Origin of the sequence: [Empedobacter] haloabium (assembly GCA_008011715.2) — a bacterium.
In the GTDB taxonomy this organism is placed as follows: Bacteria; Pseudomonadota; Gammaproteobacteria; order Burkholderiales; family Burkholderiaceae_D; genus Rugamonas; species Rugamonas haloabia.
On the sequence record CP136508.1, the window covers coordinates 377,703 to 403,830 of the forward strand.

General features: G+C 67.4%; 23 protein-coding genes and 1 pseudogene. 15 read left to right on the plus strand and 9 right to left on the minus strand.

Annotation, left to right across the window (positions count from 1 at the left end; translation table 11 throughout):
- The first annotated feature begins 11 nt into the window (after positions 1 to 11).
- The 8 genes from fba to E7V67_001700 all read left to right on the plus strand — a co-directional run bounded on the left by fba (position 12) and on the right by E7V67_001700 (position 9,871).
- Positions 12 to 1,076 carry a class II fructose-bisphosphate aldolase gene (gene fba, locus E7V67_001665; protein ID WUR13839.1) on the plus strand — a complete coding sequence of 355 codons (1,065 nt, stop codon included), beginning with the start codon at positions 12 to 14 and terminating at the stop codon, positions 1,074 to 1,076.
- A gap of 123 nt (positions 1,077 to 1,199) precedes the next feature.
- Positions 1,200 to 2,096 carry a phosphoribosylaminoimidazolesuccinocarboxamide synthase gene (locus E7V67_001670; GenBank protein WUR13840.1) on the plus strand — a complete coding sequence of 299 codons (897 nt, stop codon included), beginning with the start codon at positions 1,200 to 1,202 and terminating at the stop codon, positions 2,094 to 2,096.
- A gap of 2 nt (positions 2,097 to 2,098) precedes the next feature.
- On the plus strand, positions 2,099 to 2,599 hold the full coding sequence (gene purE, locus E7V67_001675; GenBank protein WUR13841.1) for a 5-(carboxyamino)imidazole ribonucleotide mutase: 501 nt from the start codon (positions 2,099 to 2,101) through the stop codon (positions 2,597 to 2,599).
- 9 nt (positions 2,600 to 2,608) lie between these two features.
- Positions 2,609 to 3,838 carry a 5-(carboxyamino)imidazole ribonucleotide synthase gene (locus tag E7V67_001680; GenBank protein ID WUR13842.1) on the plus strand — a complete coding sequence of 410 codons (1,230 nt, stop codon included), beginning with the start codon at positions 2,609 to 2,611 and terminating at the stop codon, positions 3,836 to 3,838.
- A complete protein-coding gene (locus tag E7V67_001685; protein ID WUR13843.1) occupies positions 3,811 to 4,839 on the plus strand; it encodes an L-threonylcarbamoyladenylate synthase in 1,029 nt (342 codons plus the stop codon). The genes E7V67_001680 and E7V67_001685 overlap by 28 nt, the downstream gene beginning before the upstream one ends.
- A 419-nt stretch (positions 4,840 to 5,258) precedes the next feature.
- Positions 5,259 to 6,638, plus strand: coding sequence for an SGNH/GDSL hydrolase family protein (locus E7V67_001690; GenBank protein ID WUR13844.1), 1,380 nt, complete (start codon positions 5,259 to 5,261; stop codon positions 6,636 to 6,638).
- Between the two features lie 27 nt (positions 6,639 to 6,665).
- Complete coding sequence (locus E7V67_001695; GenBank protein WUR13845.1) at positions 6,666 to 7,346, plus strand: OmpW family outer membrane protein; 681 nt, start codon at positions 6,666 to 6,668, stop codon at positions 7,344 to 7,346.
- A 170-nt stretch (positions 7,347 to 7,516) separates the two neighbouring features.
- Entirely contained in the window at positions 7,517 to 9,871 is a 2,355-nt protein-coding gene (locus tag E7V67_001700; protein WUR13846.1) for a PAS domain-containing protein, read from the plus strand.
- Positions 9,872 to 9,950: 79 nt separating this feature from the next.
- Here E7V67_001700 and E7V67_001705 read toward each other — a convergent pair whose 3' ends face one another.
- A complete protein-coding gene (locus tag E7V67_001705) occupies positions 9,951 to 11,135 on the minus strand; it encodes an acyl-CoA dehydrogenase (protein WUR13847.1) in 1,185 nt (394 codons plus the stop codon).
- Positions 11,136 to 11,226: 91 nt separating this feature from the next.
- Positions 11,227 to 11,749 (minus strand): annotated as a pseudogene (locus tag E7V67_001710) (flavin reductase family protein).
- A gap of 104 nt (positions 11,750 to 11,853) precedes the next feature.
- Here E7V67_001710 and nhaA point away from each other — a divergent pair.
- Positions 11,854 to 13,002, plus strand: coding sequence for a Na+/H+ antiporter NhaA (nhaA, locus tag E7V67_001715; protein WUR13848.1), 1,149 nt, complete (start codon positions 11,854 to 11,856; stop codon positions 13,000 to 13,002).
- Between the two features lie 66 nt (positions 13,003 to 13,068).
- A complete protein-coding gene (gene msrA, locus E7V67_001720) occupies positions 13,069 to 13,602 on the plus strand; it encodes a peptide-methionine (S)-S-oxide reductase MsrA (protein ID WUR13849.1) in 534 nt (177 codons plus the stop codon).
- A 3-nt stretch (positions 13,603 to 13,605) separates the two neighbouring features.
- Here the strand turns inward: msrA and E7V67_001725 are convergent, their stop codons facing one another.
- The 3 genes from E7V67_001725 to pdxH all read right to left on the minus strand — a co-directional run bounded on the left by E7V67_001725 (position 13,606) and on the right by pdxH (position 17,608).
- On the minus strand, positions 13,606 to 14,979 hold the full coding sequence (locus E7V67_001725) for an alpha/beta fold hydrolase (GenBank protein WUR13850.1): 1,374 nt from the start codon (positions 14,977 to 14,979) through the stop codon (positions 13,606 to 13,608).
- Positions 14,980 to 15,108: 129 nt separating this feature from the next.
- A complete protein-coding gene (locus E7V67_001730; protein WUR13851.1) occupies positions 15,109 to 16,314 on the minus strand; it encodes a cyclopropane-fatty-acyl-phospholipid synthase family protein in 1,206 nt (401 codons plus the stop codon).
- A gap of 49 nt (positions 16,315 to 16,363) precedes the next feature.
- Entirely contained in the window at positions 16,364 to 17,608 is a 1,245-nt protein-coding gene (gene pdxH / locus E7V67_001735; protein WUR13852.1) for a pyridoxamine 5'-phosphate oxidase, read from the minus strand.
- A gap of 85 nt (positions 17,609 to 17,693) precedes the next feature.
- On the opposite strand from pdxH, the gene tcdA reads away from it, so the two are divergent.
- Together tcdA and E7V67_001745 are read left to right on the plus strand one after the other, a co-directional pair.
- Complete coding sequence (tcdA, locus tag E7V67_001740) at positions 17,694 to 18,551, plus strand: tRNA cyclic N6-threonylcarbamoyladenosine(37) synthase TcdA (GenBank protein WUR13853.1); 858 nt, start codon at positions 17,694 to 17,696, stop codon at positions 18,549 to 18,551.
- A gap of 128 nt (positions 18,552 to 18,679) precedes the next feature.
- The gene (locus tag E7V67_001745; GenBank protein WUR13854.1) at positions 18,680 to 19,093 is read left to right on the plus strand and encodes a BLUF domain-containing protein; all 414 of its coding nucleotides are present in this window, start codon (positions 18,680 to 18,682) and stop codon (positions 19,091 to 19,093) included.
- Between the two features lie 28 nt (positions 19,094 to 19,121).
- Here E7V67_001745 and thpR read toward each other — a convergent pair whose 3' ends face one another.
- Complete coding sequence (gene thpR / locus E7V67_001750) at positions 19,122 to 19,661, minus strand: RNA 2',3'-cyclic phosphodiesterase (GenBank protein WUR13855.1); 540 nt, start codon at positions 19,659 to 19,661, stop codon at positions 19,122 to 19,124.
- 36 nt (positions 19,662 to 19,697) lie between these two features.
- Between thpR and E7V67_001755 the strand changes: the two genes are divergently transcribed.
- Both E7V67_001755 and cysK read left to right on the plus strand, forming a co-directional pair.
- Entirely contained in the window at positions 19,698 to 20,198 is a 501-nt protein-coding gene (locus tag E7V67_001755) for an FKBP-type peptidyl-prolyl cis-trans isomerase (protein ID WUR13856.1), read from the plus strand.
- A 46-nt stretch (positions 20,199 to 20,244) separates the two neighbouring features.
- Complete coding sequence (cysK, locus tag E7V67_001760) at positions 20,245 to 21,180, plus strand: cysteine synthase A (protein WUR13857.1); 936 nt, start codon at positions 20,245 to 20,247, stop codon at positions 21,178 to 21,180.
- Here the strand turns inward: cysK and E7V67_001765 are convergent.
- Positions 21,174 to 22,226: a cation diffusion facilitator family transporter gene (locus tag E7V67_001765; protein ID WUR13858.1), complete on the minus strand. Its 1,053-nt coding sequence runs from the start codon at positions 22,224 to 22,226 to the stop codon at positions 21,174 to 21,176. The genes cysK and E7V67_001765 overlap by 7 nt on opposite strands.
- Positions 22,223 to 22,555 (minus strand): metalloregulator ArsR/SmtB family transcription factor, encoded by a 333-nt coding sequence (locus E7V67_001770; protein ID WUR13859.1) that lies wholly within the window; start codon positions 22,553 to 22,555, stop codon positions 22,223 to 22,225. The genes E7V67_001765 and E7V67_001770 overlap by 4 nt, the downstream gene beginning before the upstream one ends.
- Before the next feature lie 143 nt (positions 22,556 to 22,698).
- On the opposite strand from E7V67_001770, the gene E7V67_001775 reads away from it, so the two are divergent.
- A complete protein-coding gene (locus E7V67_001775; GenBank protein WUR13860.1) occupies positions 22,699 to 25,572 on the plus strand; it encodes a M10 family metallopeptidase C-terminal domain-containing protein in 2,874 nt (957 codons plus the stop codon).
- A 60-nt stretch (positions 25,573 to 25,632) separates the two neighbouring features.
- On the opposite strand, the gene E7V67_001780 is transcribed toward E7V67_001775, so the two are convergent.
- The gene (locus E7V67_001780) at positions 25,633 to 26,124 is read right to left on the minus strand and encodes a hypothetical protein (protein ID WUR13861.1); all 492 of its coding nucleotides are present in this window, start codon (positions 26,122 to 26,124) and stop codon (positions 25,633 to 25,635) included.
- Positions 26,125 to 26,128 lie beyond the last annotated feature (4 nt).

A 26,128-nucleotide genomic window follows, 5' to 3' on the forward strand; every position in this document is an offset into this window, starting at 1 on the left:
GGAGTATTACCATGTCCCTCGTATCCATGCGTCAGCTGCTGGACCATGCCGCCGAACACGGCTATGGCCTGCCAGCCTTCAACGTCAACAACCTGGAACAGGTGCAGGCCATCATGGCTGCCGCCGACGCCGTCAACAGCCCGGTCATCATGCAGGCTTCCGCCGGCGCGCGTAAGTATGCCGGCGAGGCGTTCCTGCGTCACCTGATCGACGCAGCGGTCGAAGCCTACCCGCACATCCCCGTCGTCATGCACCAGGATCACGGCCAGTCGCCGGCGGTCTGCATGGCCGCGATCCGCTCGGGCTTCACGTCCGTGATGATGGATGGCTCGCTGGAAGCGGACGGCAAGTCCGTCGCCTCCTACGACTACAACGTGGAAGTGTCGCGTGAGGTGGTCAAGTTCTCGCACGCCATCGGCGTTACCGTGGAAGCGGAACTGGGCGTGCTGGGCTCGCTGGAAACCATGAAGGGCGACAAGGAAGACGGCCACGGCGCCGACGGCACGATGACCCGCGAACAGCTGCTGACGGACGTGGCGCAAGCCGCCGACTTCGTCGAGCGCACCCAGTGCGACGCGCTGGCCATCGCCATCGGCACCTCGCACGGCGCTTACAAATTCACCCGCAAGCCGACCGGCGACATCCTGGCGATCGACCGCATCAAGGAAATCCACGCGCGCATTCCGAACACCCACCTGGTGATGCACGGTTCGTCCTCCGTTCCGCAAGAACTTCTGGCGATCATCCGTGAATTCGGCGGCGACATGAAGGAAACCTACGGCGTGCCGGTGGAAGAAATCCAGGAAGGCATCCGTCACGGCGTGCGCAAGATCAACATCGACACCGACATCCGCCTGGCGATGACGGCCGCGATCCGCAAGTTCATGTTCCAGAACCCGTCGAAGTTCGATCCGCGCGACTACCTGAAGCCGGCCCGCCTGGCGGCCGAGGAAGTCGTCAAGGCCCGTTTCCTGGCGTTCGGCTGCGAAGGCCGCGCCTCGCAGATCAAGCCGGTGCCGCTGGAAAAAATGGCGGAACGCTACAAGGCCGGTGAACTGGCCCAGATTGTGAAGTAAAATCCTGCCTTGGAACGGGCCGCGTGCAACAGTGTGTCAATGCGGCCCGGACTCACTCGACCGGCGAGCGGGTTTTTCCCCCTCGCCGGTTTTCGCTTATTTTGCGTAAGACATTTCCCCTCCATGAAAAGCCTTTACCAGTCCTCCATCCAATCCCTGCCACTGCTCGGCCATGGCAAGGTCCGCGACAACTACGCCGTCGGCGACGACAAGATCCTGATCGTCACGACCGACCGCCTGTCGGCCTTCGATGTTGTCATGAACGAACCGATCCCCGGCAAGGGCATGGTGCTGAACCAGATGAGCGATTTCTGGTTCGAGAAACTCGGCCATATCGTGCCGAACCACCTGACCGGCGTGGCGCCGGAATCGGTGGTGGCGCCTGATGAAGTGGAGCAGGTAAAGGGCCGCGCCGTCGTGGCCAAGCGCCTGAAGCCGATCCTGGTGGAAGCGGTCGTGCGCGGCTACATCATTGGTTCCGGCTGGAAAGACTACCAGGCCACCGGCAGCGTCTGCGGCATCGAGCTGCCGAAAGGCCTGCGCCAGGCCGACAAGCTGCCCGAGCCGCTGTTCACCCCGGCCGCCAAGGCCGACCTGGGCGAGCACGACGAGAACATCAGCTTTGCCGAGATGGAAAAGCGCATCGGCGCCGACCTGGCCGCGAAAATGCGCGACGTCAGCATCAAGCTGTACAAGACCGCGGCCGACTATGCCGCCACGCGCGGCATCATCATCGCCGACACCAAGTTCGAGTTCGGCCTGGACGAGAACGGCGTGATGCACCTGATGGACGAAGTGCTGACGGCCGATTCGTCGCGCTTCTGGCCGGCCGATTCGTATGCGCCGGACATGTCGCCGCCGTCGTTCGACAAGCAGTTCGTGCGCGACTACCTGGAAACGCTGACGGAGTGGAAAAAGACGCCGCCGGCGCCACCGCTGCCGGCCGAAGTGATCGAAAAAACCCAGGCCAAGTACTTCGAAGCCATCGAACGCCTGACGGGCGAGAAGCTGAAGGTCTGAGCATGGCCGAGTCGAAGCAGCCACTGGTCGGCGTCATCATGGGTTCCAGCTCCGACTGGGACGTGATGCAGCACGCCGTCGCTATCCTGAAGCAGTTCAACGTGCCGTTCGAGGCGCAGGTGATCTCGGCGCACCGCATGCCGGACGAGATGTTCACGTATGCGCAAACCGCGCGCTCGCGCGGCCTGCGCGCGATCATCGCCGGCGCTGGCGGTGCCGCGCACCTGCCCGGCATGGTGGCGGCGAAAACCATCGTGCCGGTGCTGGGCGTGCCGGTGCCGTCGAAGTACCTGCGCGGCGAGGATTCGCTGCTGTCCATCGTGCAAATGCCGAAGGGCGTGCCGGTATCGACCTTCGCCATCGGCGAAGCCGGTGCCGCCAACGCGGCGCTGACGGCGGTGGCCATCCTGGCCGCCACCGACGACGCGCTGGCCAACCAGCTCGAAGCATTCCGCGCTACCCAGACCGCGGCCGCGAAGGCCATGATTTTGCCGCTTGAGTAAATGAACGAAATGAAGCCAGATACGGCCCAGCGCGTCGATTTCGCCGCGCTGGCCGAGCCACAGTTTTTACCCGCCGTCCCCAGCGCCAATCCGCCCACGTGGCTGGGCGTGATGGGCGGCGGCCAGCTGGGCCGCATGTTCGCGCAGGCAGCCCAGCAGATGGGATACCAGGTCGTCGTGCTGGAGCCCGCCGCCGACTGCCCTGCGGGGCAAGTCGCGCAGCGCCTGATCAATGCCGGCTATACCGATGGCCCGGCACTGGACGAGCTGGTCGCGCAGTGCGCGGCCGTCACCACCGAATTCGAGAACGTGCCGGCAGACAGCCTGGCGCGGCTGGCACAGCAGATCTTCGTCGCGCCGAACGCCGCCGGCGTCTCGGTGGCGCAGGACCGCATCGCCGAGAAGACGTTCTTCGTCGGCTGCGCCGAAAAATCCGGCGTGCTGCCGGCGCCGCACAAGGTGATCGCGACGCAGGCGGATATCGACGCCATCGGCGACGAGCTGCTGCCCGGCATCCTGAAGACGGTGCGCATGGGCTACGACGGCAAGGGCCAGGTGCGCGTGGCGTCGCGCGAGGACGTGCGCGCGGCGTTCGAGTCGATGGGCGGCGTCACCTGCCTGCTGGAGAAAATGCTGCCGCTGGCGTACGAGATTTCCGTGCTGACAGCGCGCGGCGTGGACGGCCAGTCGGTGGTCTACCCGATCGCCGAGAACGTGCACCGCGACGGCATCCTGTTCACGACCACCGTGCCGGGACCGAACGTGACGGCCGAATGCGCGAAAAAGGCGCAGGACGCCGCCACGGCGATCGTCGCGGAACTCGGTTACGTGGGCGTGCTGTGCATCGAATTCTTCGTGCTGACGGATGGCTCGCTGGTCGTCAACGAGATGGCGCCGCGGCCGCACAACTCCGGCCACTACACGATGGACGCCTGCGTCACCAGCCAGTTCGCCCAGCAGGTGCGGGCAATGGCGCGGCTGCCGCTGGGCGATTGTCGTCAGCATTCGCCGGCCGTCATGCTCAATATCCTGGGCGACGTCTGGTTCGAGGGCGAGACGTACCGCGAGCCAAGCTGGGACAAGGTGGTCGCGCTGCCGGGTGCCAACCTGCACCTGTACGGCAAGGACGATCCGCGTCCGGGCCGCAAGATGGGCCACGTCACGTTCGTCGGCCATACGCTGGACGATGCGCGGCGCCAGTTCGAAGCCGCGTGCGCCATCCTGGGAATCGCACCGTGACGGAGCAGGCCATTCTCGACGCGGCCGCCACGCTCGAAGCGGGCGGCCTGGTCGCCTTTCCGACCGAGACCGTGTATGGCCTGGGCGCGGACGCGGAAAACCCCGCCGCGGTCGCCAGCATCTACGCGGCCAAGGGCCGGCCCAACGACCATCCCGTGATCGTCCACGTGGCGCCCGGGGCGGACCTGGACTACTGGGTATCCGATATTCCGGACGAAGCGCGCCGGCTGGTCGCCGCGTTCTGGCCCGGCCCGCTGACCTTGATCCTGAAGCGCCACGCGCACATCCCGGACGCGGTCTCGGGCGGGCAGGACACGGTCGGCCTGCGCTGCCCGTCGCACCCGGTGGCGATGGCGCTGCTGTCCGCCTTCAAGGGCGGCAAAGGCGGCGTGGCGGCACCCTCCGCCAACAAGTTCGGCAACGTCAGCCCGACCACGGCGCAGCACGTGCGCGACGAGTTCGGCGATGAGGCCGGCATCACCGTGCTGGACGGCGGGTCCAGCCAGGTCGGCATCGAATCGACGATCCTCGACCTGTCGCGGCTGGCAACCCACGGCCCCGTGCTGCTGCGCCCCGGCCACATCAGCGCGACGCAGATCGCCGCCGTGATCGGCGCCATGCCGGTCGCCCCGGATGCCAGCGCGCCACGCGCTTCGGGCACGCTGGAATCGCACTACGCACCGAAGGCGCCAGTGGCGCTGGTGGTCACCGCGCAATTGGATGCGCTCCTGAACGCGCTGGCGGACAAGGGCCGCCGCGTCGCGCTGATCCATTATTCTCCGCTGCTGACGCGCGCTGCCGCCCAGCACGCGCTGCCGGAAGACCCGGCCGGCTACGCCCACGGCATCTACGCCGCGCTGCGCGCGATGGACCGCACGGACGCTGAGCTGATCCTGGTCGAGACCCCGCCGCAGGACGACAACTGGCTGGGCGTCAACGACCGGCTGCGCCGCTCCGCCTACGGCTCGGCCGGCATCGTCGAACGGTTCCTGCAAGCGTAACGTACCGGCACCAGCTGCTGGTTGATTGCCACTAGCCGCATTACCCCCAAAGCAGAGGCTGGGGTCAGACCCGCCGGGTCTGACCCCAGGGTTTGGTCTTGGGATGCTGGATACGGGCATTCCGCTGGCGCCACAAGTCTTAGGGTCTGTCCCTTCGGGACTGACCCTGGTTTTCCATGGCGGCGCGCGCGAATCGATAAAAACCGGGGTCAGTCCCGTTGAACGGGACAGACCCCAAGCCCCGAGGCGCCTGCAGAGCGCTGCTGGTTCGGCAATAGCCCATGCCATGTTGCAATCCGCTCACACCTGTTGTTTTTACCAGAATCGCCCTGTACGGCGCCCGGCATCGCTGGCATATTAGCCAGATCGCGACCAGCACATCCGTTGGCTGGCACAACAATATCAAGTCAGGAGACACCATGCGTCACACCAAACTAGCCCTTGCCGTTGCCTTCGCCGCCGTCCTGGCCGGCTGCGGCGGCAACAGCGGCGATCCGCAGCCCGGCGGCCAGACCAACCGCGTCAAGTTCGCGTCCCAGGTCACCTTCGGCGACAGCCTGTCCGACGTCGGCAGCTACAACGTCGGCACCGTCAAGGCGCTGGGCGGCGGCAAGTTCACGATCAACGGCAACAACGCCACCGTCGCGCCCGAGCTGACCGGCAAGAACTGGACGGAGCTGATGGCCGCCCAGTTCCAGCTGCCGGCACCGTGCGCGGCGCAGACCGGCCTCGATGGCGACGCCTCGAAGGGCTTTGCGGTCCCTGTCGTCAACCACCCCGAGTGCTTCGGCTATGCCCAGGGCGGCGCGCGCGTGACCAATCCGATCGGCGCCGGCCACAAGGCGACCGGCAGCCCGGTCGGCGCGCTGACCGTGCCCGTCGTGACGCAGATCCAGAACCACCTGGCCAAGGTCGGCGGTGCGTTCAAGGGCGACGAAGTGGTGTTCGTGATGGCGGGCGGTAACGACGTGCTCGTCAGCCTGGCCCAGTTGCAGGCCGGCGCCACCGCCGCCGGCACGACCGCCGGCAAGACGGCCTTCGCCACCAGCCTGGCCACTCAGCTGGCCGCGGGCACCACCAACCCTGCCACCTCCGCCCAGGCGATCGGCGCGGCCATCGCGACGGCCTCGGCGCAGCCCGGCGCCACCAACGAGCTGATCGTGGCGGCTGCCGTCCAGGCCGCCGTGCGCGCCGGCTATACCGCCGCGGCATCGGTCACCGTGTACGGCCCGATGGTCAAGACGGCGGAGCAGGCCGGCAACGCCGCCGGCGCCAAGGCCGGTGCCGATTACGTGACGGCGCAGGCGCCGGGCCTGGTGGCCGCGCTGGCCACGGCCGGCGCCGAACTGGCCACCTTGGTCAAGACGCAGCTGATCGGCAAGGGTGCCAACTACGTCGTCGTCAACAACCTGCCGGACGTGGCGACGACCCCGGCCGCGCGCGGCAAGGACGAAGCCACGCGCGCGCTGATCGACAAGATGGTGCAGGCGTTCAATACCCAGCTCAATTCGGCGCTGGCGGCCGAACCGAAGGCGCTGATCGTCGACGTGTATGCCGTCAGCCACGACCAGGCGACCAACCCCGGCCCGTATGGACTGACCAACGTCAGCGAACCGGCGTGCGACCTGGCGTCGCCGAAAAATCCGCTGGCCAGCTCGCTGGGCTGCACGGCCGCCAGCCTGAAGGCCGGCGATGTCAGCCACTACTCGTTCGCCGACGAAGTGCACCCGACCCCGTTCAACAACCTGCTGCTGGCGCGTTACGTGTCCCGCTCGATGGTGACGAAAGGCTGGCTCTGATCGCCACCCCACAATAAAGGAGACACGATGAACAAGACTTTGCATACGGCAGCCAAGCTGCTGGCGCTGGCTGCCGCCCTGAGCGCCGCCGGTGGCGCGGCGGCGCAGGCCAGGGGCGACTGGACCGTCAAGGTCGGCGTCAACAAGATCACGCCGAAGGTGGAAAGCGGCGACGTCAGCGCACCCGCGCTGCCCGGCACGAAGGCCGACATCGGCACCGACAGCAAGCCGATCTTTAACCTGGCCTACTTCGTCACCGACAATATCGCGGCCGAACTGGACCTGGGTGTGCCGTACCGCCACGACCTGTTCGGCGCCGGCGCCATCGAGGGCACCGGCAAGCTGGGCACGGCCGACGTGCTGCCGCCCACCTTGTTCGCGCAGTACCGCTTCTTCGGCGCGAACGCCGTGTTCCGCCCCTACGTGGGCGTGGGCGTCACGTACGCCTACTTCCGCCGCGAGCGCGGCTCGGCCCAGCTGACTGCCGTGCTGAACACGGGCGGCCCGGCGTCGACGTTCTCGCTGGAAGCGAAATGGGCGCCCAGCGTGCAACTGGGCGCCAGCTATCGGCTGAACGAGCGCTGGTCGGTCGACGGCGGCGTCATCAAGACCAAGGTCAAGACGACGGCGACGTACTCCACCGGGCAAACGCAGGACATCCGGCTCGATCCGGTCGCGGTCAACGTGGGCGTGACGTTCAAGTTCTGACCGCGCCCGCGCCAGGTCACCAGAAGCCGGCCATGCCGGCTTTTTTGTTGCCGTATGCAAACGTGCGCACCGGACCGGCTTGTTATACTCGGCGCATGACAACATCACCAGCTCCCCTGACGCCCACGGCGGTACCGGCATGCCTCAGCGAAGGCGGACGGATGGGAGCCATGATGCGCGCGCACGACTGGCGCGACTCGCCGCTGGGGCCGCCGCTGGGTTGGCCCGTGGCGCTGCGCTCGGTCGTGGCCTTGATGCTGAACTCGAAGTTCCCCATGTTTATCGCCTGGGGGCCGCAGCTGGCATTCCTGTACAACGATTCGTATGCGGAAATCCTGGGCGACAAGCATCCCACCGCGCTGGGCCGGCCGTTCCAGTCGATCTGGGCCGAAATCTGGGACGACATCTGGCCCAGCATCGACGATGCCCTGCACGGCCGCGCCACCTACCACGAGAACCTGCCGCTGACGATGAACCGGCGCGGCTACGACGAACAGACGTGGTTTACGTTCTCGTACTCACCGGTGTACGACGATGGCGGGACGGTTGCCGGCATGTTTTGCGCCGTCGTGGAAACGACGGAGCAAGTCCTGGCCGCGGGCCACCGCGCCGAGGAGATCGAGCGCATGCGGCTGCTGTTCCAGGAAGCGCCCGGTATCCTGGCCGTGCTGCGCAGCCCCAGCCACACGTTCGAGATCGCCAACGACGCCTACCTGCAACTGATCGGGCGTACCGACGTGGTCGGCCGCAACGTGGCGGACGTGATGCCCGAAGTGCGCGACCAGGGCTTTGTCGCGCTGCTGGACCAGGTCTATGCCAGCGGCGAGGCGCATGTCGGGCGCGAGATGCCGATCATGCTGCGGCGGCAGGCCGGCGGGATGCTGGAGCAGCGCTTCGTCAGCTTTATCTTCCAGCCGATCCGCGACCACCGCGGCGCGGTGTCCGGCATCTTCGTCGAGGGCAGCGACGTGACGGAGGCCGTGTACGCGACGCGGGCGCTGCGCGAAAGCGAACAGCGGCTGCGCCAGCTGGCCAATACGATTCCCCAGCTGGCGTGGATGGCCGCGCCCGATGGCGACACCCACTGGTTCAACGACCGCTGGTTCGCCTTCACGGGCGCCACCAGCACGCAGGCGCTGCAGGGCGGTTGGCGCGACTGGTTCCACCCGGACGACCTGCCGCGCCTGATGGCGGCGTGGAACCGCTCGCTGGTGGGCGGCGCACCCTACGAGGTCACGGCGCGCATGCGCGCGGCCAGCGGCGAATACCGCAGCTTCCTGATCGTGGCCGCGCCGCTGCGCGATGCGGAGGGCAACATCGTCCAATGGTTCGGGACGAACACGGACGTGACGCCGATCGAGCTGGCGCAGCAGGAGCTGAAGGACGCCAACCGGCGCAAGGACGAATTCCTGGCCATGCTGGCGCACGAGCTGCGCAATCCGCTGGCGCCGATCGCCACCGCGGCCGAGCTGCTGCGTCTGGGTAAGCTGGACGACGCCCGCATCCGCCAGACCAGTGCCGTCATCGGCCGCCAGGTCGAGCACATGACCAAGCTGGTGGACGACCTGCTGGACGTGTCGCGCGTCACGCGTGGCCTTGTGACCCTGCGCCGGGAGACGCTCGACTTCAACGCCGTCGCCACCGAAGCGGTAGAGCAGGCCGGCGCGCTGATGGACGCGCGCCAGCATCGGCTGACGATGGCGCTGCCGGCCGAGGCGCCGTACGTGCAGGGCGACCGCACACGGCTGATCCAGGTGCTGTCGAACATCCTGAACAATGCGGCCCGCTATACGCCGCCGGGCGGGCAGATCGCGCTGGCGGTCGCGGTGGAAGGCGACGAGGCCATCGCGACGGTGTCCGACAACGGCATCGGCATTCCCGCGCAATTGCTGCCGCACGTGTTCGACCTGTTCACGCAGGCGGAGCGTTCACCCGACCGCTCGCAGGGCGGCCTCGGCCTGGGCCTGGCACTGGTGAAGAGCCTGGTGGAGCTGCATGGCGGACGTGTCAGCGCCAGCAGCGCGGGCGCCGGGCAGGGCAGCCGCTTCCGTGTCTGCCTGCCGACGGTTGCCGCACCCGGCGCCAGTGCGCCTGACGTGCCGCGCGATACGACCGTGCCGCATGGCGGCCGGCGTCCGCTGATGGTGGTCGACGACAATGCGGACGCGGCGCAGACCCTGGCCCTGCTGCTGGACGCGGCCGGCTACGCCGTCACGGCGTGCGGCGGCGCGGCCGAGGCGCTGGAACTGGTCCGGCAACAGGTGCCGGCGCTGATGTTCGTGGACATCGGCCTGCCCGGGATGGATGGCTACGAGCTGGTGCAGCAGCTGCGGGCGCTGCCTGAACTGGCGGGCACGTGCATCGTCGCCCTGACGGGCTACGGGCAACCGGAAGATCGCGCCCGCGCGCTGGCGGCCGGGTTCGACGAGCATCTCGTCAAGCCGGTGCAGGCGAAGGCGATTTATGCGGTGTTGAACCGGGTGGCGAAGAGTCCGCAGCTGGGGTCTGTCCCCGCAGGGGACTGACCCCGAATATTCTTTCCGGTGACGCCGGCAAACTTCGGGGTCAGTCCCCGTTGGGGACAGACCCCAAGACCCCAACCGCTTACTGGAACGCCTGGATACCCGTCTGCGCGCGGCCCAGGATCAGCGCATGGATGTCATGCGTGCCTTCGTAGGTGTTGACCACTTCCAGGTTGACCATGTGGCGGATGATGCCGAATTCGTCGGAGATACCGTTACCGCCCAGCATGTCACGCGCGGTACGGGCCACGTCCAGCGCCTTGCCGCAGGAGTTGCGCTTCATCATCGAGGTGATCTCGACGGCCGCCGTGCCGGCGTCCTTCATGCGGCCCAGCTGCAGGCAGCCCTGCAGGCCCAGCGTGATTTCCGTCTGCATGTCGGCGAGCTTCTTCTGCACCAGCTGGTTGGCGGCCAGCGGACGGCCGAACTGCTTGCGGTCCAGCACATACTGGCGCGCCGTGTGCCAGCAGCTTTCGGCGGCGCCCAGCGCGCCCCAGGCGATGCCGTAGCGGGCCGAGTTCAGGCAGGTGAACGGACCCTTCAGGCCGCGCACGTCCGGGAAGGCGTTTTCTTCCGGCACGAACACGTTATCCATGACGATCTCGCCCGTGACGGAGGAACGCAGGCCGAACTTGCCGTGAATGGCCGGGGCCGACAGGCCTTCCATGCCTTTTTCCAGTACGAAGCCGCGGATCGCGCCTTCGTCGTCCTTGGCCCAGACGACGAACACGTCGGCGACCGGCGAGTTGGTGATCCACATTTTCGAGCCGGTCAGCGCGTAGCCGCCCGCGACTTTTTTCGCGCGGGTGATCATCGAGCCCGGGTCGGAGCCGTGGTTCGGCTCGGTCAGGCCGAAGCAGCCGATCCATTCGCCCGTCGCCAGCTTCGGCAGGTATTTGCGGCGCTGTTCTTCCGTGCCGAACTCATAGATCGGCACCATCACCAGCGACGACTGCACGCTCATCATCGAACGGTAGCCGGAGTCCACGCGCTCCACTTCGCGCGCGATCAGGCCGTACGACACGTAGTTCAGGCCAGGGCCGCCGTATTCCTCCGGGATCGTCGGGCCCAAGAGGCCCAGCTCGCCCATTTCGCGGAAGATCGACGTGTCCATGCGCTCATGGCGGAAGGCCTCCAGGATGCGCGGCGCCAGCTTGTCCTGGCAGTACGCGGCGGCGGCGTCACGCACCATGCGTTCGTCGTCGGTCAGCTGTTCGTTCAGCAGCAGCGGGTCATCCCAATGGAACTGGGCGCGGGCTTGGCTCATGTGTCTCTCTCATTGTGGTTTCGGTTCCCTGCATTCTAAAGCGAGGGAAGCGACGCCGGCTTTTGAAATGGCGACACCAATTTCCGCTTTTTCACGCGGGCGTGTGCAGGCCACCCAACTTGCCGTCGTGAAACACCAACGGTTCGCGCGGCGTGAATTCGCAATGCTCGACTTCGCCGACGAAGATCACGTGGTCGCCTTCGGGATAGCGGCTGCGGTTGTGGCATTCGAACCAGGCGGTGCAGCCCTGGATGACGGGTTGGCCGGTGCGCGACAGCTCGAACGCGACCTGCGTGAACGGATCGGTATCGCGTGTCGAGAACAGCTTGGCCATATGGGCCTGGTCGGCCGACAGCACGTTGATGACGTAATGCGAGTTGCCGCTGAAGATGGGCATGCTGTTGGCGGCCGTGCGCAGGCTCCACAGCACCAGCGGCGGATCGAGCGAGACGGAGTTGAACGAACTGGCGGTCAGCCCGCGGTAGCTGCCGTCGGCCAGCCGCGTCGTGATCACGGTAACGCCTGTCGCTTATACACATCTAGAACTGCGACAGCGCCTGGCGGAAATGGGTGCTGTCGAACTGTGCGTGGTTGCGCGGGGAACTGGTATTCATCGAGAGGCCTTGGTTTTCTGCCATTATGCCAAAGTTTGCCAACGCTGACCGGCGCGTTCCCGGGGCACGGTATAGTGGCGTTTCGCCAACTTCGTCCCGCACCCATGACCGCCAACCCGACCGCCACGTTTATCCGTTTCTTCGAGTCCGAAAAAGCCGGTGGCGTCGTGCTGATCTGTTGCACGATCCTGTCGCTGCTGCTGGCCAATTCCACGCTGGGGCCGGCCTATCTCGGGTTCTGGCACCGCGAGGTGGCCGGCCTCTCCGTCGAGCTGTGGGTCAACGACCTGCTGATGGCGATCTTCTTCCTGTTTGTCGGCCTGGAACTGGAGCGCGAGCTGTACAGCGGCGAGCTGTCCGACCTGCGCAATGCGCTGCTGCCGATCCTGGCCGCGGTCGGCGGCATCGTGCTGCCGGCCGCGCTGCACGCGGCGTTCAACGCGGGCACGCCGACCCAGGGCGGCGCCGGCATTCCGATGGCCACCGACATCGCGTTCGCGCTGGGCGTGCTGGCGCTGCTGGGCAGCCGCATTCCCGCCAGCCTGAAGATCTTCCTGACGGCACTGGCCGTCATGGACGACCTGGGTGCCATTGTCGTCATCGCCGTGTTTTATACGGCGCACGTGTCGTTGCCTTACCTGGCCGGCGCGCTGGCCGTGTTCGCGCTGCTGCTGTTGTGCAACCGGGTGCTGCGCGTGATGAAACTGCTGCCCTACCTGGCCGGCGGCGCGCTGATGTGGTTCCTGATGCTGAAATCGGGCGTGCACGCGACGATCGCCGGCGTGCTGCTGGCGTTCGCCATCCCGTTCTCGCACAAGAGCGAGGACCATGAGTCGCCGTCGCACCGGCTGGAGCACTGGCTGCACCGGCCCGTCGCGTTCCTGATCCTGCCCGTGTTCGCGCTGGCCAATACCGGCATCGTCATCCCGGCCGACTGGCAGCAGGGCCTGCTGTCGGAGAACAGCCTGGGCATCATGGCGGGCCTGGTGCTGGGCAAGCCGCTGGGCATCTTCCTGCTGAGCTGGCTGGCCGTCACGGTCGGCTGGTGCCGCCTGCCGGCCGACCTGGGCTGGCGCCACGTGCTGGGCGCCGGCATGCTGGGCGGGATCGGCTTCACGATGTCGATCTTCATCACCAACCTGGCGTTTCCGGGTCAGGCGGACGCGATCACGGCGTCGAAGATCGCCATCCTGCTGGCCTCGCTCGTGGCGGGGGCGCTGGGTTTCGTCTGGCTGCGCGGCGCCGCCCGTTGAAACGGTTGCTCGCGGCATCCATCTGCCATATGCGTTACAGTAACAACATCAACATGGAGAGATGGTATGGCGACGGAAATCGCAGTGCTGGGCGGCGGATGCTTCTGGTGTACCGAGGCGGTCTACCTGGAAGTGAAGGGCGTGACGAAAGTGGAGTCGGGCTATACGGGCGGCGCGCAGCCGAACCCGACCTACGAACAGGTGTGCGCCGGCACGACCGGCCATGCCGAGGTCGTGCGACTGGAATTCGATCCGGACGTGATCAGCTACCGCGACATCCTCGAGATCTTCTTCACGATCCACGATCCGACCACCCTGAACCGCCAGGGCAACGACGTGGGCACGCAATACCGCTCCGTCATCTATTACCAGTCGCCGGAGCAGGAAGCGATGGCGCGCCAGGTGATGGCGGAGATGGCGCACGTGTGGGACGCGCCGATCGTCACGGAAATCTCGCCGGCACAGCCGTACTACAAGGCCGAGGACTACCACCAGAATTATTTTGCCCAGCACCCGCTGCAGGGCTACTGCGCCTTCGTCGTCGAGCCGAAGGTGACGAAGTTCCGCAAGATGCATGCGGCGCGCCTGAAGGGGCAGTAAGCCTCAGTCGTGGGATGAGACGCTGAAGCAGCGGCTCTCGTCCTGCGGGCCCAGCACGAACTTGCGCACGGTCGCGCGCGTGCAGGCACCGTTCCACCACAGCGAGAAATGGCCGGTGCCCATGGCGACGTACACCTGCACCGGCCCGGTCTCGCGCAGCGCCGCGACGTGGCGCTCGGCGGCGTCCAGCGGCGTCTTCGCGTCGCGATCACCATGGATGACCAGGATCGGCGGCAACTGTGCCGGCATGCGCGCGAACAGCGCGTCGCGCGGGTACAGCGGCACCGCCGCATTGACCAGCAAGCCCGGCAGGGGGCTGGCAAACAGCAGGCCCGCTTCTTCTTCGCGCACGGCCTGGGCGGTGCGGTCCGGTTGCAGGTTGTTTTCCGAGCCGCTGATCAGGCTGACGAGCGGTACCGACGGTGGCGACTGCGGGAAGCTGCCCAGTTGCGCCATCGTCTGTTGCGCCTCGGCGACCAGGGCCTGCAGCCCCGCTACCTTGCCTTCGTCCAGCTCCTTGATCACGTAGGGGATCCGCCCTGTGGCGCCCGGCACGTCCAGCAGGGCACCGAAGAAGCGTTTCAGGTTCTTGCCGGGGACGTCCGCCAACAGCTGCGGGTCGTTGGCGGCGCGTGCCAGTACCCGGCGGTACACCGCCGCGGCCGGTTCGCCCATGTTGCGCCGGCAGCGCGGGCTGGCGTCGCAGGCAGCCAGTACCTGGCGTCCCACCGCGTCGGTCACCAGCGAGCGGCGGCTCAGGTCGGCCTTGTCGTCGTCCTGGCGCGGTACCAGCGAGTCGAGGACGACACCGTCGATGCCCGTCGCGCCGAGCGCCACCGTGCGCAGCACCAGCTGGGTCCCGTAGGACACGCCGTAGACGTAGGTCTTGCCGTGACGCGGCATGCGCTCCAGCAGGCGCTTCAGGTCGTGCGCGGCATTCGTCTGCGAGAAGCGGCGCGCCTGGGCCGGCGCGGCCTTCAGGCGGGCGAAGCAGGTGCCCCATTCGTCGTTGACGAGGGCGGTGCCGCCAGGCGAGCCCGGGGCTTCCTCTTGCGGGCACATGCGCGTGGAAAAACCCGTGCCGCGGTGATCCGGCAGCAGCAGGTCGAAGCCGGGGAAGGCAGCGCGGAAGGTGTCGATCAGGCCGTAGAACGATGCACCCGATTCGCCCGGGCCGCCGGCGACCAGCCAGACGTTGCCGCGGCTGGCGCCCTCTGCGGGGAACTTGCGCACGAACAGGTCGATCTCGCCGGCCGTACCGGCTGCGCCGGAAGGATCGGCCGGCACGCGCTCGACGGCGCACAGGCTGCCGCGCAGCGCGGCGTCGGTGGCCGCGTCGTCGCATGGCACGAATGGGGCGGCTTTGGCCCCGGACACGAAGACAAGCGAAACCAGGGCAAGACTGCAGGCGCGGATCAGAAGCGGCATTGGCGCAAAGGAGTTAGCAAAAAAGCCAGCCTAACCCGACAGCACGGGTTTGTCGAGAGGAAACGCTCGCGTCTGCGCTCATTGCTCATACATGTAACGGCGCGACCACGGCAGCGAACGCGGATGCCGCCCGGCCTTGCCGCACACGATCTGGTACAGGCTGATCAGGTCCTGGTCGAACGCATACGCGCAGCCGGCCAGGTAGACGTGCCAGATGCGAAAGCGTTTTTCGCCCGCCAGGTCCTTGATGCGCGCCGCGTTGGCCTCGAAGTTCTCGGTCCAGATCGACAGCGTGCGGGCATAGTGGCGGCGCAGGTTTTCCACGTCGTACGCTTCCAGGTTGCCCTGCTGCATGGCCTTCAGCACGGCGCCGAGATGGGCCAGCTCCCCTTGCGGAAAGACGTAGCGGGCGATGAATTCGCCGCCGCCGTAGGGCGTTTCGCCGTTGTCCGGGTCGGTGGTCGTGATGCCGTGGTTCATGGCGACGCCGTCTTCCGCCAGCAGCCGGCCGATGATGCCGAAGTATTCCGGCAGGTGGCGGATGCCGACGTGCTCGAACATGCCGACGCTGGTGATGCGGTCGAACGTGCCGCGCACGTCGCGGTAGTCTTGCAGGCGGATGTCGACACGGTCCGCCAGGCCCGCCTGCGCGACCCGCTCGCGCGCCAGTTCGTACTGGTTGCGCGACAGCGTGATGCCGACGCAGCGAGCGCCGAACTGCTGCGCCGCGCGCAGCACGAGCGCGCCCCAGCCGCAGCCGATGTCGAGCAGGGTCTGGTCCGGGCGCAGCCGGATTTTCGTCAGGATGTGGTCGATCTTCCTGACCTGCGCCGTGGCCAGGTCTTCGTCGCCTTGCTCGAAATAGGCGCACGAGTACACCATGTCCGGGTCGAGGAACTGCTGGTAGAACGCGTTGGAGACGTCGTAGTGGTAGCGGATCGCTTCCGCGTCCTTGCGGCGGTCGTGGGTGAAGTGGCGGACGATGCGGGCCAGCTTGCCGTCCGCCTTCAGCGTGCTCCTGGCCAGTGCGTTGACCACGCGGATCATGTCGCTGGCGCTGCCCCGTACTTCGATGTCGCCTTCCACGTAGGCCTTGCCCAGGTTGGACAGCGAAGGCCGCAGCAGGTAGCGTGCCGCCGACGGGTGGGGCACCCGGATCGTCACGCGCGGCGCCTCGCTGGAGAAGTCGATCGCCTGGCCGTTCCATAACTCCAGCCGCAAGGGCAACGGATTCTGGTGGGTGACGCCGGCCACCCATGCGCTGAGTCGGTTTTGGTCGAACACGATAGCCTCCGGTCGGTACGTCGTCACCTGTCGCGCCGGAGGGGAAGGTTCAAGGCTGGATGCGCTCCCGCGTCCAGCTGCCGTCCGCCTGCCGTGTGTAGACGATGCGGTCGTGGAAGCGCGAGCGGCGGCCCTGCCAGAATTCGAGGCGGTCCGGGACGAGGCGGTAGCCGCCCCAGTGGTCCGGGCGCCGCGGCTTGTCGCCGCTTTCCGCTTCCACTGCCGCATAACGCGCTTCCATCTCGGCGCGGTTCGCGATCGGCGCGCTCTGCGCCGAAGCGATGGCCGCCAACTGGCTCTTTACCGGGCGGCTGTAGAAATACTTGTCGCTTTCCTCCGCGGACGTGCGCTCGACGCGGCCCTCGATGCGCACCTGGCGCTCCAGCTCGGGCCAGAAGAACAGCAGCGCCGCATGCGGATTGTCCGCCAGCTGCCGGCCTTTCTGGCTGGCGTAATTCGTGTACCACGTGAAGCCGCGCTCGTCGTACTGCTTGATCAGCACGATGCGCGAGGTGGGCCGGCCATCGCTGCCGACGGTGGCCACGCTCATCGCGTTCGGCTCGTTCACCTGCGCCTTCATCGCTTCGCCGAACCACTTGGTGAACTGGGCCACCGGATCGTCCAGCGTGTCCTCCTTCGACAGGCTGGCGCGGCCGTAATCCATGCGCAGGTCCGCCAGCGCGATGCCGCCGGCAATTGCCGCCGCCGTGACCGTCGGCGCCGCTGCCTGCGCTACCGATGGGGAGTTCACCTCAGGCTCGGCCGAGATGCCGCGGCGGCGCTGCATCGCGTCGCCCATGATCTGCATCTGCGCCGGGCTGAACAGGCGCTTGGCCATCGGCGCCACCTGGCTCTCCTCGGTTTCCATGTGCGCCGTGTAGCTCTGCACGAAGCGCGCCACGTCGTCCGGCGACAGCTCCGCCGCCGTGCCCGCGGCGATGCGCTCCAGCTGCGAGTTAAGTATATGCCAATCTTTATCCATCTGCAGGTGCTGTTCGAGGATGCGCGGCTTGAGGGCGCTGATCAGTTCCAGGTCGGCACCGGTCGCCGTGGCTTCCAGCATCGGCAGCAGGTCCTGCTCCTCGTCGGCATGGTGCAGGTGGGCGGCGGTATTAAAATATTTCAGCACCGCCTGGGCCGCACCCTGTGCGGCGGCATCGGCGCCATGCACGGGCAGGTGGGCCAGCAGGTTCTGCAAGGTCTTCAGCTGCTTGCGGATCTTGTCGTGGCAGTGCTTCAGTACGGCGATCGGCTGGTCGAAACCGGGGACCGCCTCCATCAGGGACTCGCTCATCGTTCTCTCTCGTCAGGGGGTATCGGGCGGATTGTAGATGAATCCTCCGGCGCTGTCGCTTCGACGGGTCCGGTAAAATGGAACCATGAACGACCTGACTTCCTCCCTGCCTGTCGAGCACGATATCGACTTCGAGCGCCGCTTCGGCGGCATCGCCCGCCTGTATGGCGAGCAGGCGCTGGCGCGCTTTCGCGCCGCCCACATCTGCGTGATCGGCGTCGGCGGGGTCGGCTCCTGGATCGTCGAGGCGCTGGCGCGCAGCGCCGTCGGCCGCCTCACCCTGATCGACCTGGACAACGTGGCCGAATCGAACGTCAACCGCCAGATCCAGGCCCTGACCAGCACGATCGGCATGGCCAAGATCACGGCGCTGAGGCAGCGCATCGCCGAGATCAATCCCTATTGCCAGGTGACGGAGATCGAGGATTTCGTCACGCCGGACAATCTCGACGAGATGATCGGCGGGCACGACTACGACTACGTGATCGACGCGATGGACAGCGCCCGGGCCAAGACGGCGCTGGTGCACTACTGCCGCATCAACAGCGTTGCGCTGATCGTCATCGGCAGCGCGGGCGGCCAGACCGATCCGACCCGCATCGAGGTGCGCGACCTGGCCCGCACGGAGCAGGAGCCGCTGCTCAAGAAGGTAAGGCGGCGCCTGCGCAGCCAATACAACTATCCCGCCAACGGCAAGAACAAGCTGGGCGTGGATGCCGTGTTCTCGATGGAGCCGCTGAAGTTCCCGGAGAGCGGCGAGGTGTGCTCGGTGGACGGCGACGAGCTGGCCGCGGCCGCGCAGAAGCCGGGGCTGACCGGCATCAACTGCGCCGGCTTCGGCTCGGCGATGGTGGTGACGGCCACGTTCGGCATGGTGGCTGCGGGGCATTTGCTGCGCAAGCTGGCGGAGGAGCCGGTGGGGTCTGTCCCCGCAGGGGACTGACCCCGAAGTTCGCCGGCAGGTTTCAGCCGCATCGCGAAAACCCGACGAAAGCGCGAAGCCTGCGCCGCGTCGGGCGGAGTTGGGATATATTCCATAGGGCAACTTGAACCCCATCCGAGTCGCCCATCATGTCACTTCATCAACTCGTCTATATCAGCCAGGCCAGCTACCAGATGTCGAAGGAGGAGCTGCTCGACCTCCTGACCCAGGCCAAGGCCAACAATGCCCGCATCGACGTCACCGGCAGCCTGTTCTACAACGGCGGCTGGTTCATGCAGGTGCTGGAAGGGCCGGAAGCAACGCTGCGAAAGCTCGTCGCCACGATCCAGAACGACCCACGTCACCACGATTTCCGCCTGCTGTACAACGAACCGGCGCAGTACCGCACGTTCGTCCGCTGGAGCATGAACATGACGAACCTGGAAGACCCGCAGGTGGACAAGTACGAGGAACTGGTCGATGTCATCGAGGCCGCCAAGACGGGGCGCAGGATCGGTTCGCTGTCGCCGGCGGTGACCTTGCTGCGTCTGTTCAGCCACTAATGCAACCGCAGTGACATGCACTTCAGGGTCAGTCCCCGTGCGGGGACAGACCCTCCAGTACCACATACTCCCCACCCGGCAGCGACTCCACCAGCACCGCGCGCGCACCGTGCCACGGCACCGGCGCGAACGTGCCGGTGGGCGCCTCCTTCGCTTCCCGCGCCAGCGTGACGTGCGGCTTGAAGCTGCCATGCGTGGCCGTGGAAAACCCTGCCGCCTCCAGCCGCCGTACCAGCTCCGCCTGCAGCTCGATCAAGGCGGCCGGCGGTTGCGTCATGCCGGCCCAGGCGATGCGGGGCCTGGCGAAATAACCGTAGCAGTCGATCGACAGTTCCAGTGCCGGCAGCGGCAGCGCGGCCAGGATGTCCAGCAGCTGCGGGACCGCATCGGCCGGCAGGTGGCCCAGGAAGGCCAGCGTGACGTGCAGCTTGGCCGGCGGGATCAGCCGGCCCCGTACGCCGGCCTGCAAGGCCGCCAGCGCGGCGCGCGCGGCGTCGTCCGGCCACAGCGCGTAGAACAGCTTGCGGGTGGCCGCGTTTGGCGTGGCTTGCGGATGATTTGCTATCATGATGCCGCCTCGAAATCAGAACAGGAAGAATACCTCATGACCCGTTTGTCCGCCTTGTTTGCCGTACTGTCCTTCAGCCTGGCTGGCGCCGCCCTGGCGCAGACGCCGACGCCCGCGCCGGAGACCCAGGCCGCCCAGGCCGACGCCGCGCCGGCCGCCATCGTGCCGGGCTCCGCCGCGCCCGGTCCGGCCGCCGAACAGCTGATCGTCAACGACGTCAAGGTCGGCAGCGGCCGCGAAGCGACCGCCGGCAGCAACGTCTCCGTGCACTACACCGGCTGGCTGTACCGCCCGCTGGCGAAGAACCAGCGCGGCCGCCAGTTCGACTCGTCGCGTCCGCGCGGCGAGCCGCTGGAGTTCCAGCTGGGCGCCGGCCGCGTCATCAAGGGCTGGGAGCAGGGCGTGACCGGCATGAAGGTGGGCGGCAAGCGCACGCTGATCATCCCGTCGGAACTGGCGTACGGTGCGCGCAGCATGCCCGGCATTCCGGCCAACTCGGCGCTGATCTTCGACGTGGAACTGCTCGACGTCAAATAACGCCCGGCGTACACTTGGTCTCCCACGAACCCGCGGAGACCAACCAATGAAAATCGCCAACGATGTTACCGAGCTGATCGGCAATACCCCGCTGGTCCGCATCAACCGCCTGGCCGCCGGCAGCGGCGCGCAAGTGCTGGCCAAGCTGGAATTCTTCAATCCGGCGCACAGCGTCAAGGACCGGATCGGCCTGTCGATGATCGCGGCGGCCGAGGCCGCCGGCCTCGTCAAGCCGGACACCATCTTCGTCGAACCCACCAGCGGCAACACCGGCATCGCACTGGCGATGGTGTGCGCCGCGCGCGGCTACAAGTGCACCCTCGTCATGCCGGACACGATGAGCCGTGAACGCCGCATGCTGCTGCGCGCGTACGGCGCCGAGCTGGTGCTGACGCCGGGCAGCGAAGGCATGCTGGGTGCCATCCGCCGTGCCGAGGAAATGGTCGCCAGCGACCCGCGCTGCCTGATGCCGCAGCAGTTCAACAACCCCGCCAATCCGGAAATCCACCGCCGCACGACTGCCGAGGAAATCTGGCGCGACACCGACGGCCAGGTCGACATCCTGGTCGCCGGCGTCGGCACCGGCGGCACGATTACCGGTGTCGGCGAGATACTGCGCGAGCGCAAGAGCAGCTTCCGCGCCATCGCGGTGGAGCCGGAAGCGTCGCCGATGCTGTCGAAAGGCACCAAGGGGCCGCACCCGCTGCAGGGCATCGGCGCCGGCTTCGTGCCGGCCGTGCTGAACACGCATATCTACGACGAAGTGGTGTGCGTGAAAAACGAGGACGCGTTCACGATGGCGCGCCGGGCGGCCGCCGAGGAAGGGCTGCTGGTGGGGATTTCGTCCGGCGCCGCGCTGTGGGCCGCCGTGCAGGTCGCACGGCGCCCGGAAAACGAAGGCAAGGTGATCGTGACGGTGATCCCGTCGTTCGGCGAACGCTACCTCAGTACCGCGCTGTTCGCCGGCCTCGGCGATCAGTGAGGGTGCGCATGACCATGGCCGCGATGGCCGTGGTCATGCTCGTCATGGCCGTGCTCATGGTCGTGATCGTGGTCATGGTCATGGTCATGGCCGTGATCGTGGCCGTGATCGTGGCCAGCCTGCTCCGGCGTCAGGCAGCAGGCGTGCTCCGTCGTGCCGCGCTCGGTCTGCAAGGTGCTGTGATGGATGGCGAACTCCTGGCGCAGGTCGCGCGCGATGTCGTCCATCGCCGCGTCGCCCGGGTAGCCGTCCGGCATGACCAGGTGGGCCGTCAGCGCCGTTTCCGTCGTGCTCATCGACCAGATGTGCAGGTCGTGCACATCCGTCACGCCGGCGCGGCCGCGCAGGAACTGTTCCACCTTGCGTGAATCGACGTTGGCCGGCACGGCGGCCATCATCATTCGCAGCGACTCCTTCAGCAGCGACCACGTGCCCAGCACGATCAGCACGACGATGGCGATGCTGACCAGCGGGTCCAGCCGGATCCAGCCCGTGTACATGACGACCAGGCCCGATACCAGCACGCCCAGCGAGATCGCCGCATCCGCCGCCAGGTGCAGGTAGGCGCCGCGGATGTTCAGGTCGTCCTTGCTGCCGGCCATGAACAGCCAGGCCGACAGGCCATTGACGGCAATGCCGACGGCCGCCACCACCGAGACCGTCGCCCCATGCACGGGCACCGGGTGGATCAGCTGCAGCACCGCCTCCCACAGGATCGCGCCGCAGGCGCCCATCAGCAGCATGCCGTTGAACAGTGCGGCCAGCATCGAGCTGCTGCGCAGGCCATACGTGAAGCGGCGCGACGGCGCCCGTTTCGCCAGGATCGCGGCGCCCCAGGCCAGCATCAGGCCCAGCACGTCGGACAGGTTGTGGCCCGCGTCGGCCATCAGCGCCGTCGAGTTGGCGACGAAGCCGTAACCGAATTCCACCGCGACGAAGATCGCGTTCAGCGTGATCGCGATGGCGAATGCGCGGCCGTGGTTGGCGGGATCGCCGTGATGGTGATGGTGGCCGTGGTCATGGCCGTGGTGGTGGTGCCCGCTCATACGTCCGCTCCTGCGTCCTGGGGTGTCGATGGTTCGGCGATATGTTCCAGCATATCGCGCAGCACGCCGCTGATGTGGGCGTCCGCCGTGGTGTAGAAGACCTGCTTGCCCTGCCGTTCGGCCTTGACGATGCGGGCCGCGCGCAGCAGGCGCAAGTGGTGGCTGACCAGCGAGCTGCTCAGCGCCAGCGTGGCGGCGATGTCGCTGACGGCGATCGGCGCGGCCACGCAGGCCAGCACGATGCGTAGCCGGGTCGGATCACCCAGCAGGTGGAACAGGTCGGCCAGTTGGGCCACTGATGCGTCGTGTTCGGGATAGGGACTGTTCATGTCTGGTGTGCTCATTTTTCAACATCTGAATAGTTATTCAAATGTTAGTCGCAAACACGCCACGACGCAAGCATCATCGGTATTTCCACATGGCAACGGCGTGCTATGATCGGTGGATGGTAATTGCCACGCAGAAATAAGTCATGCTCACTCCCAGCGGTAACACGAAGATCGACGCGCTTGCCTACGCAAGCTGGAACGCGAAACCAGGAACGCCGCTGACGCTGACCTACAGCTTTCCTGCCAGCGCGCCGCCGAATGCGACGGGCGAGGACCGCGCCGGCTTCGCGCCGATGACGGCGGCCCAGAAGGACGACGTGCGCACGGCCATGGCCACCTGGTCCGCCGTCGCCAACGTCACGTTCCGCGAAGTGACGAGCGGCGGCAAGCTGCAGCTGGCGACCAACGACCAGGGCGCCACCAGCGCGGCCTATGCCTACTATCCGCAGCCGTACGCCATGTCGGGCCTGTACCTGAACAATGCCCTGTCGTACAACACCGCGACGGCGTCGAACGCCTACCGTATCAATGTGCTCGTGCACGAGCTGGGCCACAGCCTGGGCCTGAAGCACCCCGGCGACTACAACGCCGGCGGCGGCGGGTCGCCCGGCCCCTACCTGCCGGGCGCCCTCGACAACAGCGACTACACGATGATGTCGTACTACGACGGTGCCAGCAAGGCCATCGACGGCAAGCGGCCGGCCGCGCCGATGCTGCTCGATATTCTGGCGATGCAGTACCTGTATGGCGCCAACACCGCCTGGCACGCGGGCAACGACGTCTACACCTTTACGAACACGGCGGCGCCGCAGTGCATCTGGGATGCGGGCGGCATCAATACGCTCGATTTTTCCGCCTGCACGGGCGCGACGATCATCGACCTGAACGCGGGCGCCTTCAGCGAGACGGCACCCGGCCTGCACAACGTTGCGCTGGCCTACGGCGTGGCCGTGCAGCGCGCCGTGGCCGGCGCGGGTGGCGCGACCATCCGTGCCAACGACCTGGGCAACCTGATCACCGGTGGCGCCGGCGCCGACGAGGTGCTGGGCGGTGCCGGCAACGACACCATCACGGGCGGCGCCGGCAACGACCGGCTGCAGGGCGGTCGCGGCAGCGATGTGCTGGACGGCGGCAGCGGCCGCGACACGCTGGCCGGCGGTGCCGGCGACGACCGCTACGTCGTCGACAGCGCCCAGGACGTGGTGGATGAAACGGCGGCCGGCAGCGACGGCGTCGACACGCTGCTGACGGTGCTGTCCATGTGGACCTTGCAAGACGGTGTCGAGGTGCTGCACTACACCGGTAGTGGCGCCTTCAGCGGCAAGGGCAATGCGCTGGACAACCGGCTCGCGGGCGGCGCGGGCAACGACCTGCTGGCCGGCGCCGGCGGCAACGACCGCCTCGATGGCGGCGGCGGCGCCGATACGCTCGACGGCGGCACCGGCAACGACATCATGCTGGGCGGCCTGGGCGACGACGTCTACCTGCTCGACGCGGCGGGCGACGTCATCACCGAAGGCGAAAGCGCCGGCCGCGACATGGTGCGCACGACGCTGGCCGCGCTCACGCTCATGCAGAACGTGGAAGACCTGGCGGGCACGGTGGCAAGCCGCGCCTATCGCCTGACAGGCAATGGGCTGGACAATGTCATTGCCGGCAACAGCGGCAACGATACCCTGGCGGGCGGCGCCGGCAACGACACGCTGCGCGGCATGTCGGGCCGCGACAGCCTGCTCGGCGGCGAAGGCGACGACCGGCTCGAAGGCGGCAGCGGCGGCGACACGCTCGATGGCGGCGCCGGCAGCGACACCGCCGTCTTCGAGAGCGCGCTGGGCAACTACGAGCGCTCGCGTCCGACGGCGGACGACCTGAAGCTGGTCGACAAGATCAGCGGCGCGGCGGTCCTGGTGCGCAATACGGAAACGCTGGTGTTTGCCGGCGTGTCCTATACGCTGGCCGAACTGCGCGCTGGCCTGGCCAGCCCGGGCCGCGAGCAGCTGGCCGCCGGCGCGCTCGATGCCGTGGGTGGCAGCTTGCTGGACGGCACGGCGCACCACGACGTCCACCATGTCGGCAGCGCCAGCGACGTCATCGTCGAGGCAGTGGGCGGTGGCTTCGACACGGCGCTCGTCACGATCACGGCGGAAGGCTTCGACTGGACGCTCGGCGAGAACGTGGAGAGTGTCGTGTTGCGTGGCATGACGGCCGGTACCGTCACCGGCAATGCGCTCGCCAATGCGATGCAAGGCGATGGCGCGGCCAATACGCTGGACGGCGCGGCCGGCGACGACATCCTGGAAGGCGGCGCGGGCACCGACCACCTGCTGGGTGGCGCGGGCGGGGACCTGCTCAACGGCGGCCGTGGCGCCGACGTGCTGGAGGGCGGCACGGGCGACGACGTGTATATCGTCGACGATGCCGGCGACGTCGTGCTGGAGCTGGCGGATGGCGGCAACGACCGGGTGATCACGGCGCAGGCGACGTGGCAGCTGGACGGCGGCATCGAACAGCTGCGCTTTACCGGCACCGGCGCGTTCGCGGGCACCGGCAGCGAGCTCGATAATATCCTCGTCGGCGGTGCCTGGAACGACCGGCTCGACGGCGGCGCCGGCAACGACACCCTGGTAGGCGGCGCCGGCAGCGACACCTTGACTGGCGGCGCCGGCAACGACACCTTCGTGCTGCGCCTGTCCGCCAGCGCCGACCGCGTGACGGATTTCGTGTCCGGCAGCGACCGGCTGGAGATCGACGCCGGCCGGGGCGCGTCGCTGACGATCGTCACGCGGGCCGCGGCTGACCTGACGCAGGCCGCGGCGGCCCGGGCGATCGGCCCGGCGGACCAGGCCCATGCGATCGGGGCCAGCGCGCTGTTCGTCGTCAACGACGGCACCTCGACAGCGCTGTTCCGTTTCCAGTCGGCCGACGGCAATGCGACCGTCAGCGCGGGCGAGCTGACGCAAATCGCCCAGCTGACGGGCGTGGGGGCCGTGACCGTCAACGACGTCGTCCTGCTGTAACGCCGGCCCAGGTCTGCCCGCACCGCGACCATCGGAGGCTGTCCCCAATTTCCGTTGTCGCTATGGCTTGTTCATCTCCGCCAGCACGGCATTGCGCGTCTTCGCATCCAGCCGCGGCAAGACGCGCTGGAACTTCTCGCCAGTGGCGATGGCGGTGATCTGTGCGGACGTGAGCGGTGCCGGCACGGCCACCGGCGGCACCGGCTTGGGCCGGAACAACAGTGCCTGCCCCAGCAGCACGAGCAGCGCGCCGAAGGCGGCCGCGCCCAGCGCGACGGCCAGCTGGCGCCGCTCCGGCACCCGGGCCGCCGGCACCGTGGCGGAAGGCGCCGCCACGGCTGGCGCCGGCTCGAATTCGGACACCAGCGGCACCGAGGCCCCGGCCTGGCGCGCCAGCGCCGCCGACGCCGCGTCGATGCGCTCCACGTGCCGTTCGACCGCCTCGGCCAGCACGGCTTCGTTCAGCGCGACGAGGGCGAAGATCGGATCGTCCACGTCCACCTTGACGCCGGTCTTCTCGAACACGAGGGTGCGCAGCTTGTGCTGGTCCATGGCG

Excerpts from the sequence above, each read along its gene's own strand:
- fba (WUR13839.1), top strand. The coding sequence starts at position 12 with ATGTCCCTCGTATCCATGCGTCAGCTGCTGGACCATGCCGCCGAACAC.
- E7V67_001705 (WUR13847.1), bottom strand. The coding sequence starts at position 11,135 with ATGAGCCAAGCCCGCGCCCAGTTCCATTGGGATGACCCGCTGCTGCTG.
- E7V67_001695 (WUR13845.1), top strand. The coding sequence starts at position 6,666 with ATGAACAAGACTTTGCATACGGCAGCCAAGCTGCTGGCGCTGGCTGCC.
- purE (WUR13841.1), top strand. The coding sequence starts at position 2,099 with ATGGCCGAGTCGAAGCAGCCACTGGTCGGCGTCATCATGGGTTCCAGC.
- nhaA (WUR13848.1), top strand. The coding sequence starts at position 11,854 with ATGACCGCCAACCCGACCGCCACGTTTATCCGTTTCTTCGAGTCCGAA.
- E7V67_001670 (WUR13840.1), top strand. The coding sequence starts at position 1,200 with ATGAAAAGCCTTTACCAGTCCTCCATCCAATCCCTGCCACTGCTCGGC.
- E7V67_001680 (WUR13842.1), top strand. The coding sequence starts at position 2,609 with ATGAAGCCAGATACGGCCCAGCGCGTCGATTTCGCCGCGCTGGCCGAG.
- E7V67_001780 (WUR13861.1), bottom strand. The coding sequence starts at position 26,124 with ATGGACCAGCACAAGCTGCGCACCCTCGTGTTCGAGAAGACCGGCGTC.
- E7V67_001700 (WUR13846.1), top strand. The coding sequence starts at position 7,517 with ATGATGCGCGCGCACGACTGGCGCGACTCGCCGCTGGGGCCGCCGCTG.
- E7V67_001745 (WUR13854.1), top strand. The coding sequence starts at position 18,680 with ATGTCACTTCATCAACTCGTCTATATCAGCCAGGCCAGCTACCAGATG.
- E7V67_001770 (WUR13859.1), bottom strand. The coding sequence starts at position 22,555 with ATGAACAGTCCCTATCCCGAACACGACGCATCAGTGGCCCAACTGGCC.
- E7V67_001690 (WUR13844.1), top strand. The coding sequence starts at position 5,259 with ATGCGTCACACCAAACTAGCCCTTGCCGTTGCCTTCGCCGCCGTCCTG.
- msrA (WUR13849.1), top strand. The coding sequence starts at position 13,069 with ATGGCGACGGAAATCGCAGTGCTGGGCGGCGGATGCTTCTGGTGTACC.
- cysK (WUR13857.1), top strand. The coding sequence starts at position 20,245 with ATGAAAATCGCCAACGATGTTACCGAGCTGATCGGCAATACCCCGCTG.
- pdxH (WUR13852.1), bottom strand. The coding sequence starts at position 17,608 with ATGAGCGAGTCCCTGATGGAGGCGGTCCCCGGTTTCGACCAGCCGATC.
- E7V67_001755 (WUR13856.1), top strand. The coding sequence starts at position 19,698 with ATGACCCGTTTGTCCGCCTTGTTTGCCGTACTGTCCTTCAGCCTGGCT.
- E7V67_001765 (WUR13858.1), bottom strand. The coding sequence starts at position 22,226 with ATGAGCGGGCACCACCACCACGGCCATGACCACGGCCACCATCACCAT.
- tcdA (WUR13853.1), top strand. The coding sequence starts at position 17,694 with ATGAACGACCTGACTTCCTCCCTGCCTGTCGAGCACGATATCGACTTC.
- thpR (WUR13855.1), bottom strand. The coding sequence starts at position 19,661 with ATGATAGCAAATCATCCGCAAGCCACGCCAAACGCGGCCACCCGCAAG.
- E7V67_001775 (WUR13860.1), top strand. The coding sequence starts at position 22,699 with ATGCTCACTCCCAGCGGTAACACGAAGATCGACGCGCTTGCCTACGCA.